The sequence below is a fragment of the Microbacterium esteraromaticum genome, from assembly GCF_900163815.1.
Lineage (GTDB): Bacteria > Actinomycetota > Actinomycetes > Actinomycetales > Microbacteriaceae > Microbacterium > Microbacterium esteraromaticum_B.
This window is the reverse complement of the sequence record NZ_FUKO01000019.1, coordinates 271,837-288,502: the sequence shown is the minus strand read 5'-3', so window position 1 is coordinate 288,502 and position 16,666 is coordinate 271,837. Positions and strand designations below refer to the sequence as shown.

Below are 16,666 nucleotides of genomic sequence, written 5' to 3'. Positions count from 1 at the left end.
CGCGAAACTAACCGAGACAAGGGCGTGGCGTGGGCGCCCCCTCGCGGGTGCAGACCTAACCTGGAGAACATGGCACGCTCTCCTTTCACTCTAGTGGCGGCGGTCACGGCTGCACTGCCCGGGGCGGAGGTCGTGGGCGCACGCTCACTGACCTCGGACGGCGACGGGAGATTCGACTCCGCCGTCGCCACTCTCACCGACGGTCGCGAGCTCGTGATCCGCGTCGCCGACGATGACGCCGCTGCCCGTGAGCTGGCCGAGGAGGCACTCGCGCTGCGTGCGCTCACGCCCGGTGCCCGTGAGATGCTGCCCTTCCAGGTGCCGACGCACATCGGCGAGACGCGTGTCGGCGATGGCCGTGCGATGGTCACCGATCTGATGCCGGGCTTCCAGGTCGATGCTGCTGAGATTCCCGGTGGCCGCGGAGCCGCCACCTCGATCGGCGCAGCGATCGCCGCCGTGCACGCACTGCCGGTCTCGGTCGTCCGCGCCGCGGGCTTGGCGGTGCGGGATGCCGACGACGTGCGCACCGAGATCCTTCGACTCGTCGACCGTGCTGCGGCAACAGGTCGGGTGCCCGCCCGCCTCACCGTCCGGTGGCGCGATGCCGCCGCCGAAGATGACCTGTGGCGATTCGAGACCGCCGTCACGCTCGGCGGAATGCAGTCGCAGTCATTCCTCTTCGAAGACGATCCGGATGCGGGACCGCAGGTGGTCGGCGTACTCGGGTGGCGTGGGCTGAACGTCGGCGACCCCGCAGACGATCTCGGCTGGCTGTCGGGTGCACCGGAGGCGGCTGCAGATGTGCACGCAGCCTACGTCGCTGCATCGTCGCGCGCAGCCGATGATGCGCTGCAGGTGCGAGCGCGACTGCACGCCGAACTCGAGTTCGCGCGCTGGCTGGTGCACGGCGACGAATTGCGCAGGAGCGACATCGTGGATGATGCGGCCGCGCTGCTGGAGTCTCTTGCCCAAGGCCTGCGCGACGACGACCTGCGTGTCATCGCCTCGTACACCGGCGGCGTGGACTCCGCTCTCGACGTGCTGGATCGCGTTCCGGATACCGCTGCGACAACGATCGATACTTCGATGCAGACCGACGCCTATCGCCCGGAGGATCTCTGGCAGGACGAAGATCGTGCCGATGATCAGGACACGGCGACTGAGGCAGACGGTGGCCCAACCGCCGATGCGGATGCGGATGCCGATGCGGATGCCGATGCGGGCGACCATCCCGCGTGGGAGCAGCCGACGCAGGATCTCACCGACGTCACCGGCGTGCGCGGTTCTTCACGCCCGGAGACCGGCTCTGCACCTGCCGACTCGGCGGCCGCTCCCGATGAGCGCGAGCCGAGCGACATGGAATCCGCCGATGAGGCTCAGCGAGCCGCGCGCGCGGCGCTCCAGCGCTGGACCAGCTCCGACTCCGAGTAGATCCGGTCACCACGGATGATGAGGTCGTCGGCCACGTAGTACAAGACGACGTCGATCTCATCGAGGGGCACGCCGAATCGACGATGGTATGCGAGCCGGTAGAGGGCGAGCTGCAGCATCCGCTCTTCGCGTTCTTGCGCTGTTCGGGGCGCTTTTCCGGTCTTCCAGTCGACGATCTCGATGCGACCGTCGCGTTGGTACACCGCGTCGAGCTTGCAGATCACGATATGCCCGTCGCCTTCGGACCGGTCGGCCACGTCGGTGGCTCCCAGCGCGAAGTCGATCTCGATCTCGACATAGAGCGGCTGCAGAGCAGCCCACTCGCTTCGCTCGAAGATGTCCTGCAGAACAGTGAGATCCGCAGCATCTGCCGGTGAGACATCAGCGGCATCCGGCTCGTCATCGTCGAGCTCCCACAGTGTTTCATCGATTCGCGTGCCGACGCCGACGAGCTCGCTCCGCCGCTCCACCCAGGCGTGGAACAAGGTGCCCAAACGCGTCTGCCGATACGGTCGCTCCGGCATCGGACGCACGATCGCCGCGAGCGTACCGTCGAAGTCGGTCACGTAGTCCTTGAAGCGGGAAGCGGGCACCCTCGTCGGGGCTGCGGCGTCGGTACCGCGCTGTCGAGCGGCACGTTCTGCGAGCAGTCGGGCAAGCTCCGGTGACGGTGCCGGCGGTTCCGTTGCCGCCGCGATCGTGCGCACCGCCTCGGCCGCTGCGGTCACGACCGCGCGCCGACCGCCGAGCGGATCGAGCGGCCAGGTGAGAGTCTCGCCGGGCCCGTCATACGGATTCTCATCCTCATCGACCGGAGCAATCGGATCGAGACCGAGCTGCTCCATCGCCTCGACGAGATACGGGCTGGCCGAACGAGGCTTCTTCTGCCCGGCCCAGTGCGATCCGCTGAGCAGCAGGTCGGTGCGGGCACGAGTGAAGGCCACGTACGCGAGGCGACGCTCCTCCTGCTGCTGATAGTCGCGGTACGCGCCTTTGAACCGAGTCAGCGCCCCGCCGTGAGGGTGGGCCTTGGTGATGCCAGCGCTCAACGACGACTGCACCAGACGGTGCTGCTTGCCGGGGTCCGGCTCGTCTGCCGCGATTGCCGCGGGATCCCACTCGAATCGCGGAAGGGCATCGCGATCGCCGCGCAGCGCGAACGGCACCACGCCGAAGCCGAACCAGCCTGAGGTGTCGGAGGCCCGACCGGGCAACTCGTCCACGACGAGGCGCACCACTGAGACGGCATCCCATTCGAGCCCCTTGGACCCGTGGATCGTGAGCAGCTGCACCACACCCGGCTCGGGCGGTTCGGGCCGCGGCATGAGCTCATCCGTGCTCTCTGCCTTGTCGAGCCAGGCCAGCAGACTCCCGATGGAGCCCCGGTCGTCGGCCGCGAGGAAGGCGCGCACCTCGTCGGAGAACGCGCGCAGCTGTGTGGCAGCGACGCGTGCGGGGCCTCGGGTCTCATTCGCTGCGAGCTCGATATCCAGCCGCAGCTCGAGTTCGATGAGCCGGATGAGATCCGGGATCGGCTGCGAAGAGGCGCGGCGGAGCCGTTCCAGCATCTCCCCCACACAGCGGATGCGGGCCCGCCCCTCAGCGGTGATGCCAGCCAGCATCCGATACTCATCACGCACGGCGCGGACGACGTCGACCGCATCGATGATCGATACCGCTTCGTCTGCGCCGCGGGAGGAGCGCAGTCGTGCCAGTACCTCGTCCGGCAGCGGCGACATGGCGGGGTCGCGTTCGGCAAGCGTGCGACCGAGGTCGTACAGCGCCGCCATATCGGCGACCCCCACGCCGAAGCGGGGGCCCGTGAGAAGCCGGATCAGCGCCGACCCCGCGGTGGGGTCGTGCACCACGCGCAGCGTGGAGACGACATCGACGACCTCGGGCGTCGACAGCAGTCCGCCCAGCCCCAGGATGCGATGCGGAATGCCGCGCCCGGCGAGGGCCGCTGCGAAAGTCTGCATGTGCCGCTTCGAGCGGAACAGGATGGCGCCGGTATGCGGCCGTCCTGCTGCCTGTTCATCGTGCGCGGCGCGACGCTCGGCGAACCATGTGGCGACGTCGGCCGCCTCGCCATCGACCGTGAACGCATACCGCACGTCGACGGTGCCCGCTCCTGCTGCCGGACGCGGCTCCAGTTCGGGCACGTCCAGACCGGGCCGCTGCAGCGGCTCGAGTACGCGGTTCGCGATATCTAGGATGCGGCGATCATTGCGCCAGCTCGTCATCAGGGTGTAGGTCTGAGCGGGTTCTGTCCGCGCGAATGAGCGCGAGAACGCATACAGGTTGTCAGCGCTGGCACCGCGCCAGCCGTAGATCGACTGGTGCGGATCGCCCACGGCCATCACCGCGGAGTCTCGGAACAGCTCGGCGAGGAACTGCGTCTGGATGACCGAAGTGTCCTGGTACTCGTCCAGCAGAACGACGCGATGCTGCTCGCGCAGTTCGGCGCGCACGTCGGGTGAGGATTCGACGATGTCATAGGCGCCGGAGACCTGGTCGGCGAAGTCGAGCACACCGCGCCGCTGCTTCTCTGCGATGTAGTCGCGCACGAGCTGAGCGAGCACGGGCAGACTCAGCAGATTGGCTGCGGCTTTATCAACGTCTTTGTTGCTGCGGTACGGCTCGAACGCCGCCGCCTGCTCGGCGGCGATGTGCACGGCTCGCTCGAGGTCGACGCGATGATCGAGGGTTTCTCCGGCGAGGCGCTGCACGGCGTCGATGATGGTGCCGAGCGCGTAGTCGATGCCTTCGAGTTCTGGCAGATCGGAACGCAGCACCACTTCTCGGGCGAGCATCCACGATGCGGCCTGACTGAGCATCGCCACGTCGGGATCGCGCCCGATGCGGGCCGCATGCTCGCGGACGATGCCGTCGGCGAAGGCGTTGTAGGTCGATACGCGGGGCCGAATGAGCAGCTCCTGCGCGGCCCGAGGCACCGCCGGATTCCAGCCTGTGTCGTACTTCTCCGCGAGCTCATCGAGCACGTGCGGGCGCACCAGTTCGCGCTGTCGTCCGGGCGCCGCGTCGTCGACACGGCGCAGCGCACCTGCCGCGATGATCTCGGGAAGGTGCGGCAGCAGACCGCGGCGCCCGAACTCGTCGATCACGGCCAGTCTCGCGGCGATCCGCTCGGAGAGCTCTCCCGCCGCCTTCCGTGTGAACGTGAGGCCGAGAATCTCGTCCCGGCGAACATGACCGTTCGCAACGAGCCAGACCACCCGACCCGACATCGTCTCGGTCTTACCGCTGCCCGCACCCGCCACGACGAGTGCAGGCGTCGGGGGCGCTTCGATGACTCGCTGCTGTGCCGGGGTCGGCGAGGGTTGGGCGAGAGCCGCGGCGACGTCGGTGGCGGAGATGTTCAGCGTCCCGGCCCATGTGGTCGACACGTCGACGCCGGTGGTGACGGCGGACGGCATCACGCGCTCACCGCCGCAATCGTGTGGATGCGACAGGGCTTGACGTGGCTCTGCGTGTCAGCGCAGTGCATCTCGACCTGTGCCGTGAAGCTCGACGCCGACATGCCTCGCGCAGCATCAGCCACCCGCCGCAGAAACGCCGTGCGTGCATCGTCGTCTAGCGTGTGCTGGTGTGCGATGCGGTAGTCGCTCTTCGCGAGGGTCTTGGACACGATGACCAGGCGCGCACCGGCGAGCGCTGCCGGGTCTGCGCCGTCGATCAGCCCCTCTTGCACAGCGACCTGGTACGCCGCCAGCTGTGCATGATCGAGCACGCCCGAATCGGATTCGGGATCTCGCTTGCCCGTCTTCAGATCGACCACGACCACTCTGTCTCCATCCGCACCGGCCGTCATCTTCTCCCACCCTCGCGCACGCCCATTCGCGTCCTCTCCTGCGGCCGCGGGATAGGCCTCGACCCGGTCGATGTAGCCGGTCACGACCGCGTGCGGGCCGAGCTCAGCATCCGCACTCTCGCCACCCGCAGCGGCGATAGCGTGCACGCGCGGAACCGCTGCTTCGACCCCCTGTTCCACTCCGCTGTGGTCATCACCGGAGCGTTCTTCACCGGGTTCTCCTGAATCGAAGGTCACGGCGAACGCGAATTTCGCTTCGCTTCCGACTACCCGACCACCGTCTGCCGTGACAGCTGCGAGGTAGGCGTGCAGCCGGTCGATGAACACGTCAGCCCGGCGGCGCTCCTTGCGGCCGATCCACTCGGTCTCGAAGTCGAGTTCGGGCCAGTGTTCGGCCAAGATCGTGCGCAGTTGCTCGATTTCTCCGTCTGGAACGCGCTCCATCGCCTCGTGCACGATCGTGCCGATGCCGGCGGTCGGCGGCATCACCGTGTCGCCCCCGAGCGAAGCGATCACCCAGTTCAATCCGCACTCCTCGAAGGACTCCATCTTCGATGGCGACACTCGAGCGCCGGCGACAGTGAGGTCGCGCAGCGGCGCGTCGGTGGAGACCGGACGCACGCCATACCAATCTGCCGGGTCGGCACCGGCAACCCCCTCGCGCGCGAGAACGGCCAGTTGCGCAGCCGCATCCGCGCGCACAGCGGTCGCACGCGGGGAATCGGAGCGCACCGTGGTGAGCACACGTCGATGGCGTGCGACGAGTCCGCGCAGGGTGAGCGGATGCTCGGCAGAGGCATGCTGCTCAGGCGGGCCGGGCCTCGGCAAAAAGGCGAAGAACGGGCTCGGCGTCATGTCATCGTCATCGACAGCGGTGATGAGCAGTCGGGCGCCCGCGCGCGAGATCGCTCTGACGAACAGGCGCAGCTCATCGTGCAGTGCGCTGCGACGTCGATCCAGCGAGTCGGGGATGGTGGCGGGGTGTCCCCCGCGCGCAGCGGAGATGGCATCTGCAAGGCGCCAGGTCTGCAGCATCCCGCCGCGCAGCCGCACATTCGGCCAGATGCCGTCTTGCACCCCGGCGACGACGACCGCCTCGAATTCCGTGCCCAGCGCCGTTGCGGGTGTGAGCAAAGTGACGCGACCGGGGCGATCAGGAGTCGATAGCGAGTCCTCGGGAACTTCGCTGTCGAGAATGTCGCGAACGAAACGATCCGGCGTTTCGTTGGGGGTGCGCTCGACGAAGCGTTTGGCCGCGTCGAACAGCGATACCAGGGCATCCAGGGCCCGAGCTGTCTCCGCGCCGGCGGCCTGCAGCGCTGTCTCTCGCCAGGCTGCATGCAGACGACGCCCGTCGACGGCGCGCGCCTGATCCCAGACTCGCCAGAGCAGGTCGTGGATCGTCTCCCCCTCGGCGGCAGCCGCTCCGACAGCGGCGAGCGTATTGGCGAAGCGCTCGGCGACTCGGGATTCCGGGGCGTCGATGAGCGTGAGATGTGTCGGCTGGGCCATCGCCTGGCGCAGCAGTTCGCGCGCGGGGGTGGAACCGCCCTGCTCGAGCTCGAGGTGTCTGAGCCTCGCGCGTAGTCGGCGCAGCCCGATCGCGTCCATCCCGCCGAACGGTGTGCGCAGCGCCTCTTCCAACTGCTGCGGAGTGCGCTCGGCCACCGGGGTGAGAGCGAGATCGATGATGCCGACGATGTCGCGGACCACCGTCTCGCTGCCCAGCGGACGCTGCACCCCCGCCGCTCTGGTGGGAATCTCGCGAGCAGCGAGTTCGGTCTCGAGCTGCGTCACTTGCCTCGTGTCGTGGGCGATCACCGCCATGTTCTCCCAGCTGATGCCCTCGCTGAGATGCCAACCGCGCATCACTCCGGCGATGCGGTCGAGCTCTTCGTGCGGTGACGGCGCGATGAACGTGCTGACTGCGGAATCGATGTCTTCATCGACCGGGGCGGGGGCGCGACGATGCTCGACGCGTCCGGAGACGCCGATCGCCTGAGTGAGCGTGCGGGTGAGGGCGGTGAGTGCCGGCGCCTGACGATGCGGGCCGTCGAGCACGTGCACGTCGCCGAGTGCTCCGACGAGCTGGGCGAACAGCTCTGGACTCGCGCCGCGGAAGGCTCCGGAGGAGATGTCAGGGTCGCCGAAGGCGAGCACGGCGATGTCGCGCTCACGCAGCGCCTGCACCACTGCGACGCCACCACGCGTGAACTCCTGCGCGTCGTCGATGAGCACGACGCGCAGCGGTGCGAGCGGACCGAGTGATGCGGCATCCGCAGTGCGGAGAATCGCGCCCGCCTCGGCGAGGAGGTCTGCGGCATCGCGATGCGCGAAGCGCAGCGCATTGAGCACCGAGCGGTACTCGACGAGGAAATCTGCGGTCGCCGCCCATGTCTCGCTGCCCGATGAGCGCAACTCTTCGGCTGTCACGCCGAGTTCGGTGCACTCGGCGAGGAACGCACGCAGCTCGGAGCGAAAGCCCTTCGACGCCCGCACAGATGCGCTGAGCATCTCGGGCCAGGTGATCGTCTCGTCTTCGGCATCACCGGCGAGGAGCTCGGCGATGATGCGATCTTGATCGGCGCCGGTGAGGAGTGCCGGCGGCTCAGCACCCGCGCGGACCATCGCCCCGCGGACGAGCTGGAAAGCGAACGATCCCAGTGACCGCGCCAGCGGCCCCGGTGTGGCCTGGCTGATGCGCACTCCGATCCGATCGCGCAAAGCGGTCGCGGCCTGGCGGCTCGCCGTGAGCACGAGAACCTCTTCCGGTCGCAGGGTGCCATCGCCGAGCAGATGCACCACGCGGTCGACGAGCGCTGTCGTCTTGCCCGTGCCCGGAGCGCCGATGATCACCCCGCAGGCCGTTACGTCGGCATGCACGATGGCGTGCTGAGCGGCATCCTCTGTCATGCCCTCCACGCTAGCGGCGCACTCCGACATCGCGGTCGCCCTTCCACCGCGCTCCTGTCGGGTAACTGTGCGCCCAGGGCGAAATCGGCCCGGGCGTCCGGCTCGGTGGCGAGGTCAGCAGGTAGAGTTGCCGATGTTCGCAGAACTGAGGAGATCGCGTGGAAATCCGCATTGGCATCGTCAACACTGGCCGTGAGCTGAGCTTCGACACCGCAAACAGCGCCGACGAGGTGCGCGCCGAGGTCACCTCTGCTCTTGAGCAGAATGCGACCCACGTCACCTTCGCCGACACCAAGGGCGGATCATTCATCGTCCCCACCGCGAACCTCGCGTACGTCGAGCTTGGCAGCGAGGAATCACGCCGGGTCGGCTTCGTCGCCTGACATGTACATTCTGCTCGCGCTGATCTCGGCCTGCGCACTCGGAGTTGGACTGCACTACCTGATGCCGCACCGGGAGCTGCGTGGCGTCGCCGTCACCCCTGCGATCGCCACGGCCGTCGCGGCCGCGGTCTACACGATCATGCAGTGGTCGGGCGTGGGCGAGGGAAACGTGTGGCTGTGGGTCGCCAGCATCGGCGGCGCGCTCGTCGTCTCGGCGATCTTCACCGCCACGATCAGCGCGCAGCGCATTCACCACGACACCGCGGCCAAACAGGCACTCGGCATCTGACAGCAACCCGCTGACCGCGCCGGGGCGGATGCTACGAAGCCAGCCCCATCGCGTCCATGCGGCGTGCGTGCGCGCCCATCAGCTCGGTGTAGACCGGCTCGATGCGAGTCTCATCGGCGTCGAGCCGCTCCGGACGCAGTGCACCCCGGCAGACCAGCAGCGTGTCGCCGACCAGGCGACGGCCCCACATCGACAGCAGCGACCGCCACTCGTTGTCGCTCTCGATCGTCTCCTGGATGATCGAGACGATCTCGCTGCCGCCGTCACCCTCGCGGAGGATCGCAGCCACCCGTTCGCCGATCTCGCCATAGCTCGATGCGAGCGCCAGGTAGAAATCGTCCAGCATCCCAGCGGTCAGGTAGACGGCCAGCAGGGTCTCCTCGGGGCGTGCACCGATCGTCTTGCGACGGAAGGCATCGAGGTTCTCGCGGAACGGCAGCATCACCTCGGTGGGGTCGTCACCGTGCTCGGTGATGACGGCGACGATGCCGCGGTGCTTGTCGAGGGCCGCCCCGGCGGCGCGTGACAGCGCCTCCTTCCGCGAGAGCTCGAGCGTTCCGCGGATGCCGCGGGTCAGCGTCTCGAAGTAGCCGAGCTGCAGATAGGCGGCCTGCCCGAGAAATCGGTGCAGCTCGGGGGCGAGCTCGGCGAAATCGACGCGTGTCGTGTCGCCGCTGTCGCCTCTGCTGCGCAGCGCGAGGCTGCGCCGCTGCGGCTTGCGCTTCCAGAACCAGTTGACCACCCGCCCAGACTACTCGGCGCTGCGCTCTGTGCCGGATCGCGCCGCTCCGGTAGGCTAGTCCCGTCCTGCCATTGGAGCAGGGCCCCGCGCCTGTGGCAGCAGTGAGACGGCGTGGATCCGTTACGAGGCGCCGCTCGCATGGCTCACCGCCGCGCACGCGCCGGACAGGCAAACATACTGTGACTTCATTCGCTGATCTGAATATCGATCAGGACATCGTCGACGCACTCGCCGCCAAAGGCATCGTCGACGCGTTCCCCATCCAGGAGCAGACCATTCCCCTCGGCCTTCCTGGCCAGGACATCATCGGCCAGGCCAAGACGGGCACAGGCAAGACCTTCGGCTTCGGCATCCCCGTCGTCCAGCGTCTCGGCCTGAACCCCGAGCCCGGCGTCAAGGCGCTGATCGTGGTGCCGACGCGTGAACTCGCCGTGCAGGTGTACGAAGACATGGACCTGCTCACCAGCAACCGCGCCACGAGCGTCGTGGCCATCTACGGCGGAAAGGCCTACGAGGGCCAGATCGACCAGCTGAAAGCCGGCGCGCAGATCGTCGTCGGCACGCCCGGTCGCCTCATCGACCTCGCCGGTCAGCGCCTGCTCGACCTCTCCGGTGCGGTCGAAGTCGTCCTCGATGAGGCCGACAAGATGCTCGACCTCGGCTTCCTGGCCGACATCGAGAAGATCTTCCAGCGGGTGCCCGCGGTACGGCACACTCAGCTGTTCTCGGCCACCATGCCCGGACCGATCGTCGCCCTGGCGCGCCGCTTCATGTCGAACCCGATCCACATCCGCGCCAACGACCCCGACGAGGGTCTGATGCAGGCGAACATCAAGCACCTCGTCTACCGGGCGCACTCGCTCGATAAGGACGAGATCATCGCCCGCATCCTGCAGTCCGAGGGCCGCGGCAAGACCGTGATCTTCACCCGCACCAAGCGGGCGGCGCAGCGTCTGGTGGATGAGCTCGGTGACCGCGGGTTCAACGTGGGCGGGGTGCACGGCGACATGGGTCAGGAGCAGCGCGAGCGCTCGATGGCTGCCTTCAAGGCGGGCAAGCGCGATGTGCTCGTCGCCACCGATGTCGCGGCGCGCGGTATCGACGTCGATGATGTCACGCACGTCATCAACCACACGATCCCCGACGATGACAAGACCTATCTGCACCGTGTCGGCCGCACAGGCCGCGCCGGCAAGACGGGCATCGCGGTCACTTTCGTCGACTGGGAAGACCTGCACAAGTGGGCCCTCATCAACCGTGCCCTTGATTTCGGCCAGCCCGAGCCCGTCGAGACCTACTCGTCGAGCCCGCACCTGTTCGCCGAGCTCGGCATCCCCGAGGGCACGAAGGGTCGGCTCGTCACCGCGCCGAAGTCGGAGAAGCCTGCTGGCGAGCGCAAGCAGCGCGCGCCGCTGAAGGCAGCGGATGCCGCCGCTGAGGGCACCGATGAAGGCACCACGCGCCGTCGTCGCCGTCGCCGTCGCGGCTCTGAGGGCGACAAGGTCGGCGCGACCTTCGCTGAGGGTGCCGAAGGCGCCCAGAAGTCGGCATCCGGATCGGGCCCGGACGCCGACCGCGATGCAGAAGGCGCTGGCACGCACGATGGCGATGCCACGAACGAACACCGCGATGGCAAGTCTGCTCCGCAGCGCCGTCGCCGTCGCCGTCGTTCCGGTGGCGCGGCTCCCGCGGGCGCCTGAGATCTCGCGCTTGTTCTGAGCGCTGCAGAAAGCTGCATCCGCGGCATCGATCGATGCGGCGGATGCAGCTTTCTGCGTCCTATGCGCGTCGGGTCTCGGCGAACCGCGGCGGCGTACCCGTCGCACGCTCGACGATGCGGGCGACCATTTCGTCGGGCGTCGTGTTCTCGCCCGGCCGGTTCGGCTTTCCGGTGCCGTGGTAGTCGCTCGAACCGGTCATGATCAAATCGTGCTGCGCGGCGATCTCGCGCAGCATCCGCTTGCCGTCTTCGGTGTTCTCGCGGTGATCGACCTCGAATCCGGCGAGGCCCTCCGCGATCAGCCGTTCGATGAAAGAGAGCGGCAGCATCCGATCCCGGCCCGACGTCACGGGGTGCGCGATGATCGCGACTCCCCCGGCCTGGGTGATCAGCCGGACAGCCGTGAGCGGGTCCGGTGCGTAATGCGGTTCGTAGTAGCCCTCGCGCGGATGCAGGATTCCGGCGAACGCCTCCGTCCGGTCACGGACGATTCCCCGGGCGACAAGAGCGTCGGCGATGTGCGGGCGGCCGACCGTGGCATCCGCCGTGGTCTCCTTCAAGACGTCTTCCCACCTGAGGTCGTAGTCGCGTGAGATGCTGCGCACGATGCGCTCCGCGCGACCGAGCCGATCCGCACGAATGCGCTCGGTCTCAGCGACGAGCTGCGGGTTCTGCGGATCGAACAGGTAGCCGAGCATGTGCACGCTGCGCCACTCATGCCGGGCCGAGAGCTCCATCCCGCCCAGGAACGTCATGTCCAGGGCTGCGGCGGCGTCGGCTGCCTCGCCCCAGCCGGTGGTGCGGTCATGGTCGGTGAGAGCGGCGGTGCGGATGCCGTGCGCGTGGGCAGCGCGCATCACGCCAGCCGGAGAGTCGGTGCCGTCGGAGTGGTTCGAGTGCAGGTGCAGATCGCTCGGCCCCCGGAAGCGTCCGGAAGGGGTGGAGTGCGCGCCTGAGGTCATGTTCTGAGGCTACCGCGCGCAGTCGCATCGCCTCAGGGGCGTCACAGCCGATTCGCTTAGGCTTTGTGCCGATGATGCGTCTGGTCGGGGTTCTGGTGACAGTGCTGTTCGCGATTGCGACGGCTGTACTGGTGTGGCCGCAGTTCTTCCGCCTGGAGACGACCTACCCGATCGCTCAGATCGTGTCAGCGCGTCTGATACTGGTGGCTGCGTTCTTGGCGATCGCCGTGCTGGCTGCGCTGCTGCTGTTCTCGAAGCGGATGCGCGGGTTCGCGGCATCCATCCTCATCGTCGCGCTGCTGGGCGCGGCCGCGGTCGGTGGGATCGGGATGCTGCGCGGTTACGGAGCTGACACCATGCCGCAGAAGGCGGATGCCAGCATCCGCGTCCTGACATGGAATACCGAGGGAGCCGCGGTCTCGGCTGACACGATCGCCGGGGTGATCACCGATCAGCAGATAGATGTCGTGACACTGCCCGAGACCTCGGAAGAGGTCGGCGAGCAGATCGCCATCAAGATGCGCGCGGCGGGAAGCCCGATGTGGGTGCACCACGTGAACATCCGACCTGATGTGCCCAACGGCCCGCAGGCGTGGCAGACGACCATCCTCGTCTCGACGCGGCTCGGCGAATACTCCGTGATCGACTCTTCCCTCGACGGATCGAGCAACACCGGCTCCGTGCCCAGCGCCGTCGTGATGCCCGTGGACGGATCCGGGCCGACGATCGTGGCCGTGCATGCGGTCGCACCGCGCCAGGATGCCATCGCCAAATGGAACTCCGATCTCGCGTGGATCGCTGACCAGTGCCCTGCGGGAGATTTCATCCTCGCGGGCGACTTCAACGCGACGCTCGACCACATGGCCTCCTTCGGCAGCGAAGGCGGCGACATGGGCCGCTGCGTGGATGCCGCCCGCACCACGGGCAACGGCATGGTTGGCACATGGCCGGCGAATCTGCCGCGGCTGATGGGCGCGCCCATCGACCACATCATGGCGAGCCAGAACTGGACGGCGACGGGTTCCGTTGTGCTCGAGGATGCCGGAGGCAGCGATCACCGTGCGCTCGTCGCGCAGCTGGATCCGGCGCACCCGTGACGGCGACTCGTCTCGGGTTGCGCTAGCTTCCTGACCCTGCCCACGCCGAAGCGACCACGTGCGACCCGCGAAGCACGGCTCGGGCTCTTGAGCCCCAGCCACAGCACCACCCGTCGATGAGAGGATAGAGAGATGAGCAACGCAGAGCACGACGTCGTCGTCGAGACCCCGGACACGACTGTCGCGGAAGAGAAGAGCAACCGCAAGCAGCCCTTCCCGCAGGGGTTCCTCGACACCATCTCGACCGGTTGGGCGGAGCGCCCCGAGTCGATGCCCGCTCCGCGGGCACAGGCACCCTATGCGGCAGCTCGCCGTGACAAGGTCTCCGAGGCTTTCCCCGGCAAGCGCATCGTCGTGCCGTCGGGATCGTTCAAGCAGCGCAGCAACGACACCGATTACCCGTTCCGGCCGCACTCGGCGTTCGTGCACCTGACCGGGTGGGCCAACGAGTCAGAGCCCGACTCGGTACTCGTCTTCGAGCCGAAGGACGACCGGCACGTCGTCACCCTGTACTTCCGCGAGCGCGCGGATCGCACGACGAGCGAGTTCTACTCGGATGCCACGATCGGCGAATTCTGGATCGGCGCCCGACCCTCGCTGGCCGGCGTCGCCGCCGATCTCGATGTCGCAACGGCCCACATCGACACGTTCGTCGCGGGCGACGACGACCTCGTCGTCGAGGAGTCCGACGAGCTCACCCGCTTCGTCTCTGAGCTGCGCCTCGTCAAGGACGAGTTCGAGGTCGAGGAGATGCGCACCGCGGTGGCGGTGACTGCATCCGGATTCGACGACATCATCCGCGATTTCGACCGTGCGATCGCGCACCCCCGCGGCGAGCGCATCGTCGAGGGTGTCTTCCACCAGCGTGCCCGCAGCGATGGGCACTGGGAGGGCTACGACACCATTGCGGCATCCGGCCACCACGCCTGCTACCTGCACTGGACCCGCAACGACGGCGCAGTCGTGCCCGGAGACCTGATCCTGATCGACGCCGGTGCGGAGATCGACAGCCTGTACACCGCCGACATCACGCGCACGCTGCCCGTGAACGGCAAATTCTCGGAAGTGCAGCGCCGCGTGTACGAGACCGTGCTCGAGGCCGCCGATGCGGCGTTCGCCGTCGCGAAGCCTGGTGTGAAGTTCCGCGCCGTGCACGAGGCTGCCATGCAGGTCATCGCGCGGCGCACCGCCGAGTGGGGTGTGCTGCCAGTGACCGCCGAAGAGGCTCTCGACGCGGATGCCGGTGGCCAGCACCGTCGCTACATGGTGCACGGCACGAGCCACCACCTCGGCATCGACGTGCATGACTGCGCACAGGCGCGTCGCGAGATGTACTACGACGGCGTCCTCGAAGCCGGCATGGTCTTCACGATCGAGCCTGGCCTGTACTTCCAGATCGACGACCTGACGGTCCCTGAAGAGCTGCGCGGAATCGGTGTGCGCATCGAGGACGACATCCTGATGACCGAAGACGGTGCCGTGAACCTGTCGGCCGACATCCCGCGCACCGCAGACGAGGTCGAGGCGTGGATCGCGCGTCTGCAGGGCTGAGATGTTCTCGCTGCTCACCATCGGCGTCTTCATCCTTCTGGCGCTGCTCGTATTGCTGGTAATTGCGGGCATCGGCGTCGGGCTGTTCTTCTTGTTCCGACGTAACCCGCGGCCCCGGTCTGCCGCGACAGAAGCACGTCAGCGGGACCAGGGCGCGCTTTAGCGACTGCACACGGATGCCGAGGGCCGGTCAGGCTCTCGGCATCCGTCGTCGACGACAGACCGGTCAGCCGCGCTTCACTGGCTGCTGCAGTTCGGTCACCCAGTCGGACTGATCTTCAGAGATGGCGCGCACATACAGTTCCCGGCATGGTCCGTCGAGTGTCAGTCCGCGGGCAAGAGTCTCGTTGTGGACAGCCTGCCAGCTTTCGCCGATTCGATCCATGGAGCCGAGATGGATGCCGCACACGGCATCCTCGGCCGCAGGCAGTTCGATGATCTCGAAGCTATCCCGCGGCGGCCCGCCATATGCGTAGCCGATGACGATCTGCAGACCGTCTTCGATCATCTCGTATTGCGCGATCGGCGTCGTCAGGGAGCCGGACTCGTCGCCGATGATCGCTGCTATGGCATCGAAGGCCGGCCCGACGACCGCTGCCACGGCAGGTTGATCCGCCACGACCGTGCGACGGGCCGCGAGGCGGACAGCCGGCAGGGACTTCTCGATGATCTCGAGCTGGGACATGTGATTCTCTCTTTCGATGAGCTGGAGCCGCCGTTCCACGTCGACGAGTCTGGATGCGGCGAGCTGTTGCTCCTGTGCGACCTCGGCGCGTCGAACACGCAGCAGGGAGGCGATGCGATCAGCATCGACTCCCTGCTCAAGGATCGACGAGACGTCTTCGAGGCCGAACCCGAGCTGACGCAGCGCCACGATCCGATGCAGTCGCTCCAGTTGCGATGGGTCATACGAGCGGTAGCCGCTGAACTCGTCCACGTGAGCAGGAATGAGCAGACCCGCGGTGTCCCAATGCCGCAGCATCCGGTGGGTCACCTGCCCGATCTGCGCGAAGGCTCCGATGGATAACATGTCTCAGTTCTCCTGCCTGCCACAGTGTCAGAGTCAAGTATCTCGTCCTGCCTATCGACTCACCACAACACCCGCCGTGCGCAACGCGGCGCGCAACCCGTCGATTCCGGTGAAGTGGTGCACCGTCATGTCGAGAGCCTCGGCGCCGGCGAGTTTGCTCGCCGAATCGTCGGTGAAGAACACCTCCTCCGGTTCGAGTGCCAGCGCGTCGAGCACGTGCTGAAAGGCGCGCACGTCGGGTTTGGCGATGCCGATCGCGGCCGAATTGAAGACAGCGTCGACGCGAGTGTCGATTTCGAGCTCTCGCAGTTCGGTGGTGATCGTGTCGGTGCCGTTGGTGAGGATCGCGGTGCGGATGCCGGAGGCACGCAGCGCATCGCTGAGCGCGAGCATCTCATCATCGGCTGTCGATGGATGCACGCCCCATTCGGATGCTGCCTGCGAATGCCCGATCCGCTCGCCGACCTGTCGCACCCACTCTGCCCGCGTGATCTGGCCAGCAGTGACGGCGGCGAGCAGCGGCTCTGCGAACGCGGCCGCATGAATGCTGCCGGTGGGCAGCCGATGGCGCGCCTCGATCTGCGTGACGTGGTCGGGGTCGAAGTGCCGCAGCACTCCGTCGAGGTCGAAGACGACGGCTCGGATCATGAGTCCATGGTGACATGCGGGATCAGGGCGGGTAGCCGATCATTCGATACCTGTTTGTGATCTCT

The 16,666-nt window shown here is 67.4% G+C and carries 13 protein-coding genes; 7 read left to right on the top strand and 6 right to left on the bottom strand.

The genetic code is table 11. The features are described from left to right. The first annotated feature begins 69 nt into the window (after positions 1–69). On the top strand, positions 70–1,434 hold the full coding sequence (locus FM104_RS06845) for a hypothetical protein (RefSeq protein ID WP_087130690.1): 1,365 nt from the start codon (positions 70–72) through the stop codon (positions 1,432–1,434). Here FM104_RS06845 and FM104_RS06840 read toward each other — a convergent pair. Together FM104_RS06840 and FM104_RS06835 are read right to left on the bottom strand one after the other, a co-directional pair. After that, the gene (locus tag FM104_RS06840; protein ID WP_087130689.1) at positions 1,380–4,871 is read right to left on the bottom strand and encodes an ATP-dependent DNA helicase; all 3,492 of its coding nucleotides are present in this window, start codon (positions 4,869–4,871) and stop codon (positions 1,380–1,382) included. The genes FM104_RS06845 and FM104_RS06840 overlap by 55 nt on opposite strands. After that, positions 4,871–8,179 (bottom strand): ATP-dependent DNA helicase, encoded by a 3,309-nt coding sequence (locus FM104_RS06835; RefSeq protein ID WP_179206706.1) that lies wholly within the window; start codon positions 8,177–8,179, stop codon positions 4,871–4,873. The genes FM104_RS06840 and FM104_RS06835 overlap by 1 nt, the downstream gene beginning before the upstream one ends. A 158-nt stretch (positions 8,180–8,337) precedes the next feature. On the opposite strand from FM104_RS06835, the gene FM104_RS06830 reads away from it, so the two are divergent. Continuing rightward, on the top strand, positions 8,338–8,562 hold the full coding sequence (locus FM104_RS06830; protein ID WP_087130687.1) for a DUF3107 domain-containing protein: 225 nt from the start codon (positions 8,338–8,340) through the stop codon (positions 8,560–8,562). A 1-nt stretch (position 8,563) separates the two neighbouring features. Then, positions 8,564–8,851, top strand: coding sequence for a hypothetical protein (locus FM104_RS06825; protein ID WP_087130686.1), 288 nt, complete (start codon positions 8,564–8,566; stop codon positions 8,849–8,851). Between the two features lie 31 nt (positions 8,852–8,882). Here FM104_RS06825 and FM104_RS06820 read toward each other — a convergent pair whose 3' ends face one another. After that, on the bottom strand, positions 8,883–9,593 hold the full coding sequence (locus FM104_RS06820; protein ID WP_087130685.1) for a ferritin-like fold-containing protein: 711 nt from the start codon (positions 9,591–9,593) through the stop codon (positions 8,883–8,885). 179 nt (positions 9,594–9,772) lie between these two features. Between FM104_RS06820 and FM104_RS06815 the strand changes: the two genes are divergently transcribed. Next, positions 9,773–11,293: a DEAD/DEAH box helicase gene (locus FM104_RS06815; protein ID WP_087130684.1), complete on the top strand. Its 1,521-nt coding sequence runs from the start codon at positions 9,773–9,775 to the stop codon at positions 11,291–11,293. A gap of 79 nt (positions 11,294–11,372) precedes the next feature. On the opposite strand, the gene FM104_RS06810 is transcribed toward FM104_RS06815, so the two are convergent. Next, entirely contained in the window at positions 11,373–12,275 is a 903-nt protein-coding gene (locus FM104_RS06810; protein WP_087130683.1) for a PHP domain-containing protein, read from the bottom strand. A gap of 71 nt (positions 12,276–12,346) precedes the next feature. On the opposite strand from FM104_RS06810, the gene FM104_RS06805 reads away from it, so the two are divergent. From FM104_RS06805 to FM104_RS16480, 3 genes are all read left to right on the top strand, one after another. Beyond that, the gene (locus FM104_RS06805; RefSeq protein WP_087130682.1) at positions 12,347–13,372 is read left to right on the top strand and encodes an endonuclease/exonuclease/phosphatase family protein; all 1,026 of its coding nucleotides are present in this window, start codon (positions 12,347–12,349) and stop codon (positions 13,370–13,372) included. A 132-nt stretch (positions 13,373–13,504) separates the two neighbouring features. Then, positions 13,505–14,923, top strand: a complete 1,419-nt coding sequence (locus tag FM104_RS06800; protein WP_087130681.1) for an aminopeptidase P family protein — start codon at positions 13,505–13,507, stop codon at positions 14,921–14,923. Between the two features lies 1 nt (position 14,924). Next, the gene (locus FM104_RS16480; protein ID WP_179206705.1) at positions 14,925–15,086 is read left to right on the top strand and encodes a hypothetical protein; all 162 of its coding nucleotides are present in this window, start codon (positions 14,925–14,927) and stop codon (positions 15,084–15,086) included. Positions 15,087–15,149: 63 nt separating this feature from the next. On the opposite strand, the gene FM104_RS06795 is transcribed toward FM104_RS16480, so the two are convergent. Then, positions 15,150–15,953 (bottom strand): MerR family transcriptional regulator, encoded by an 804-nt coding sequence (locus FM104_RS06795; protein ID WP_087130680.1) that lies wholly within the window; start codon positions 15,951–15,953, stop codon positions 15,150–15,152. A 51-nt stretch (positions 15,954–16,004) separates the two neighbouring features. Further along, complete coding sequence (locus tag FM104_RS06790) at positions 16,005–16,601, bottom strand: HAD family hydrolase (RefSeq protein ID WP_087130679.1); 597 nt, start codon at positions 16,599–16,601, stop codon at positions 16,005–16,007. Positions 16,602–16,666: the final 65 nt, after the last annotated feature.

Coding starts and splice junctions, on each gene's coding strand:
- FM104_RS06805 (WP_087130682.1), top strand. CDS start 12,347: ATGATGCGTCTGGTCGGGGTTCTGGTGACAGTGCTGTTCGCGATTGCG.
- FM104_RS06795 (WP_087130680.1), bottom strand. CDS start 15,953: ATGTTATCCATCGGAGCCTTCGCGCAGATCGGGCAGGTGACCCACCGG.
- FM104_RS06845 (WP_087130690.1), top strand. CDS start 70: ATGGCACGCTCTCCTTTCACTCTAGTGGCGGCGGTCACGGCTGCACTG.
- FM104_RS06790 (WP_087130679.1), bottom strand. CDS start 16,601: ATGATCCGAGCCGTCGTCTTCGACCTCGACGGAGTGCTGCGGCACTTC.
- FM104_RS06835 (WP_179206706.1), bottom strand. CDS start 8,179: ATGACAGAGGATGCCGCTCAGCACGCCATCGTGCATGCCGACGTAACG.
- FM104_RS06800 (WP_087130681.1), top strand. CDS start 13,505: ATGAGCAACGCAGAGCACGACGTCGTCGTCGAGACCCCGGACACGACT.
- FM104_RS06840 (WP_087130689.1), bottom strand. CDS start 4,871: ATGCCGTCCGCCGTCACCACCGGCGTCGACGTGTCGACCACATGGGCC.
- FM104_RS06825 (WP_087130686.1), top strand. CDS start 8,564: ATGTACATTCTGCTCGCGCTGATCTCGGCCTGCGCACTCGGAGTTGGA.
- FM104_RS16480 (WP_179206705.1), top strand. CDS start 14,925: ATGTTCTCGCTGCTCACCATCGGCGTCTTCATCCTTCTGGCGCTGCTC.
- FM104_RS06810 (WP_087130683.1), bottom strand. CDS start 12,275: ATGACCTCAGGCGCGCACTCCACCCCTTCCGGACGCTTCCGGGGGCCG.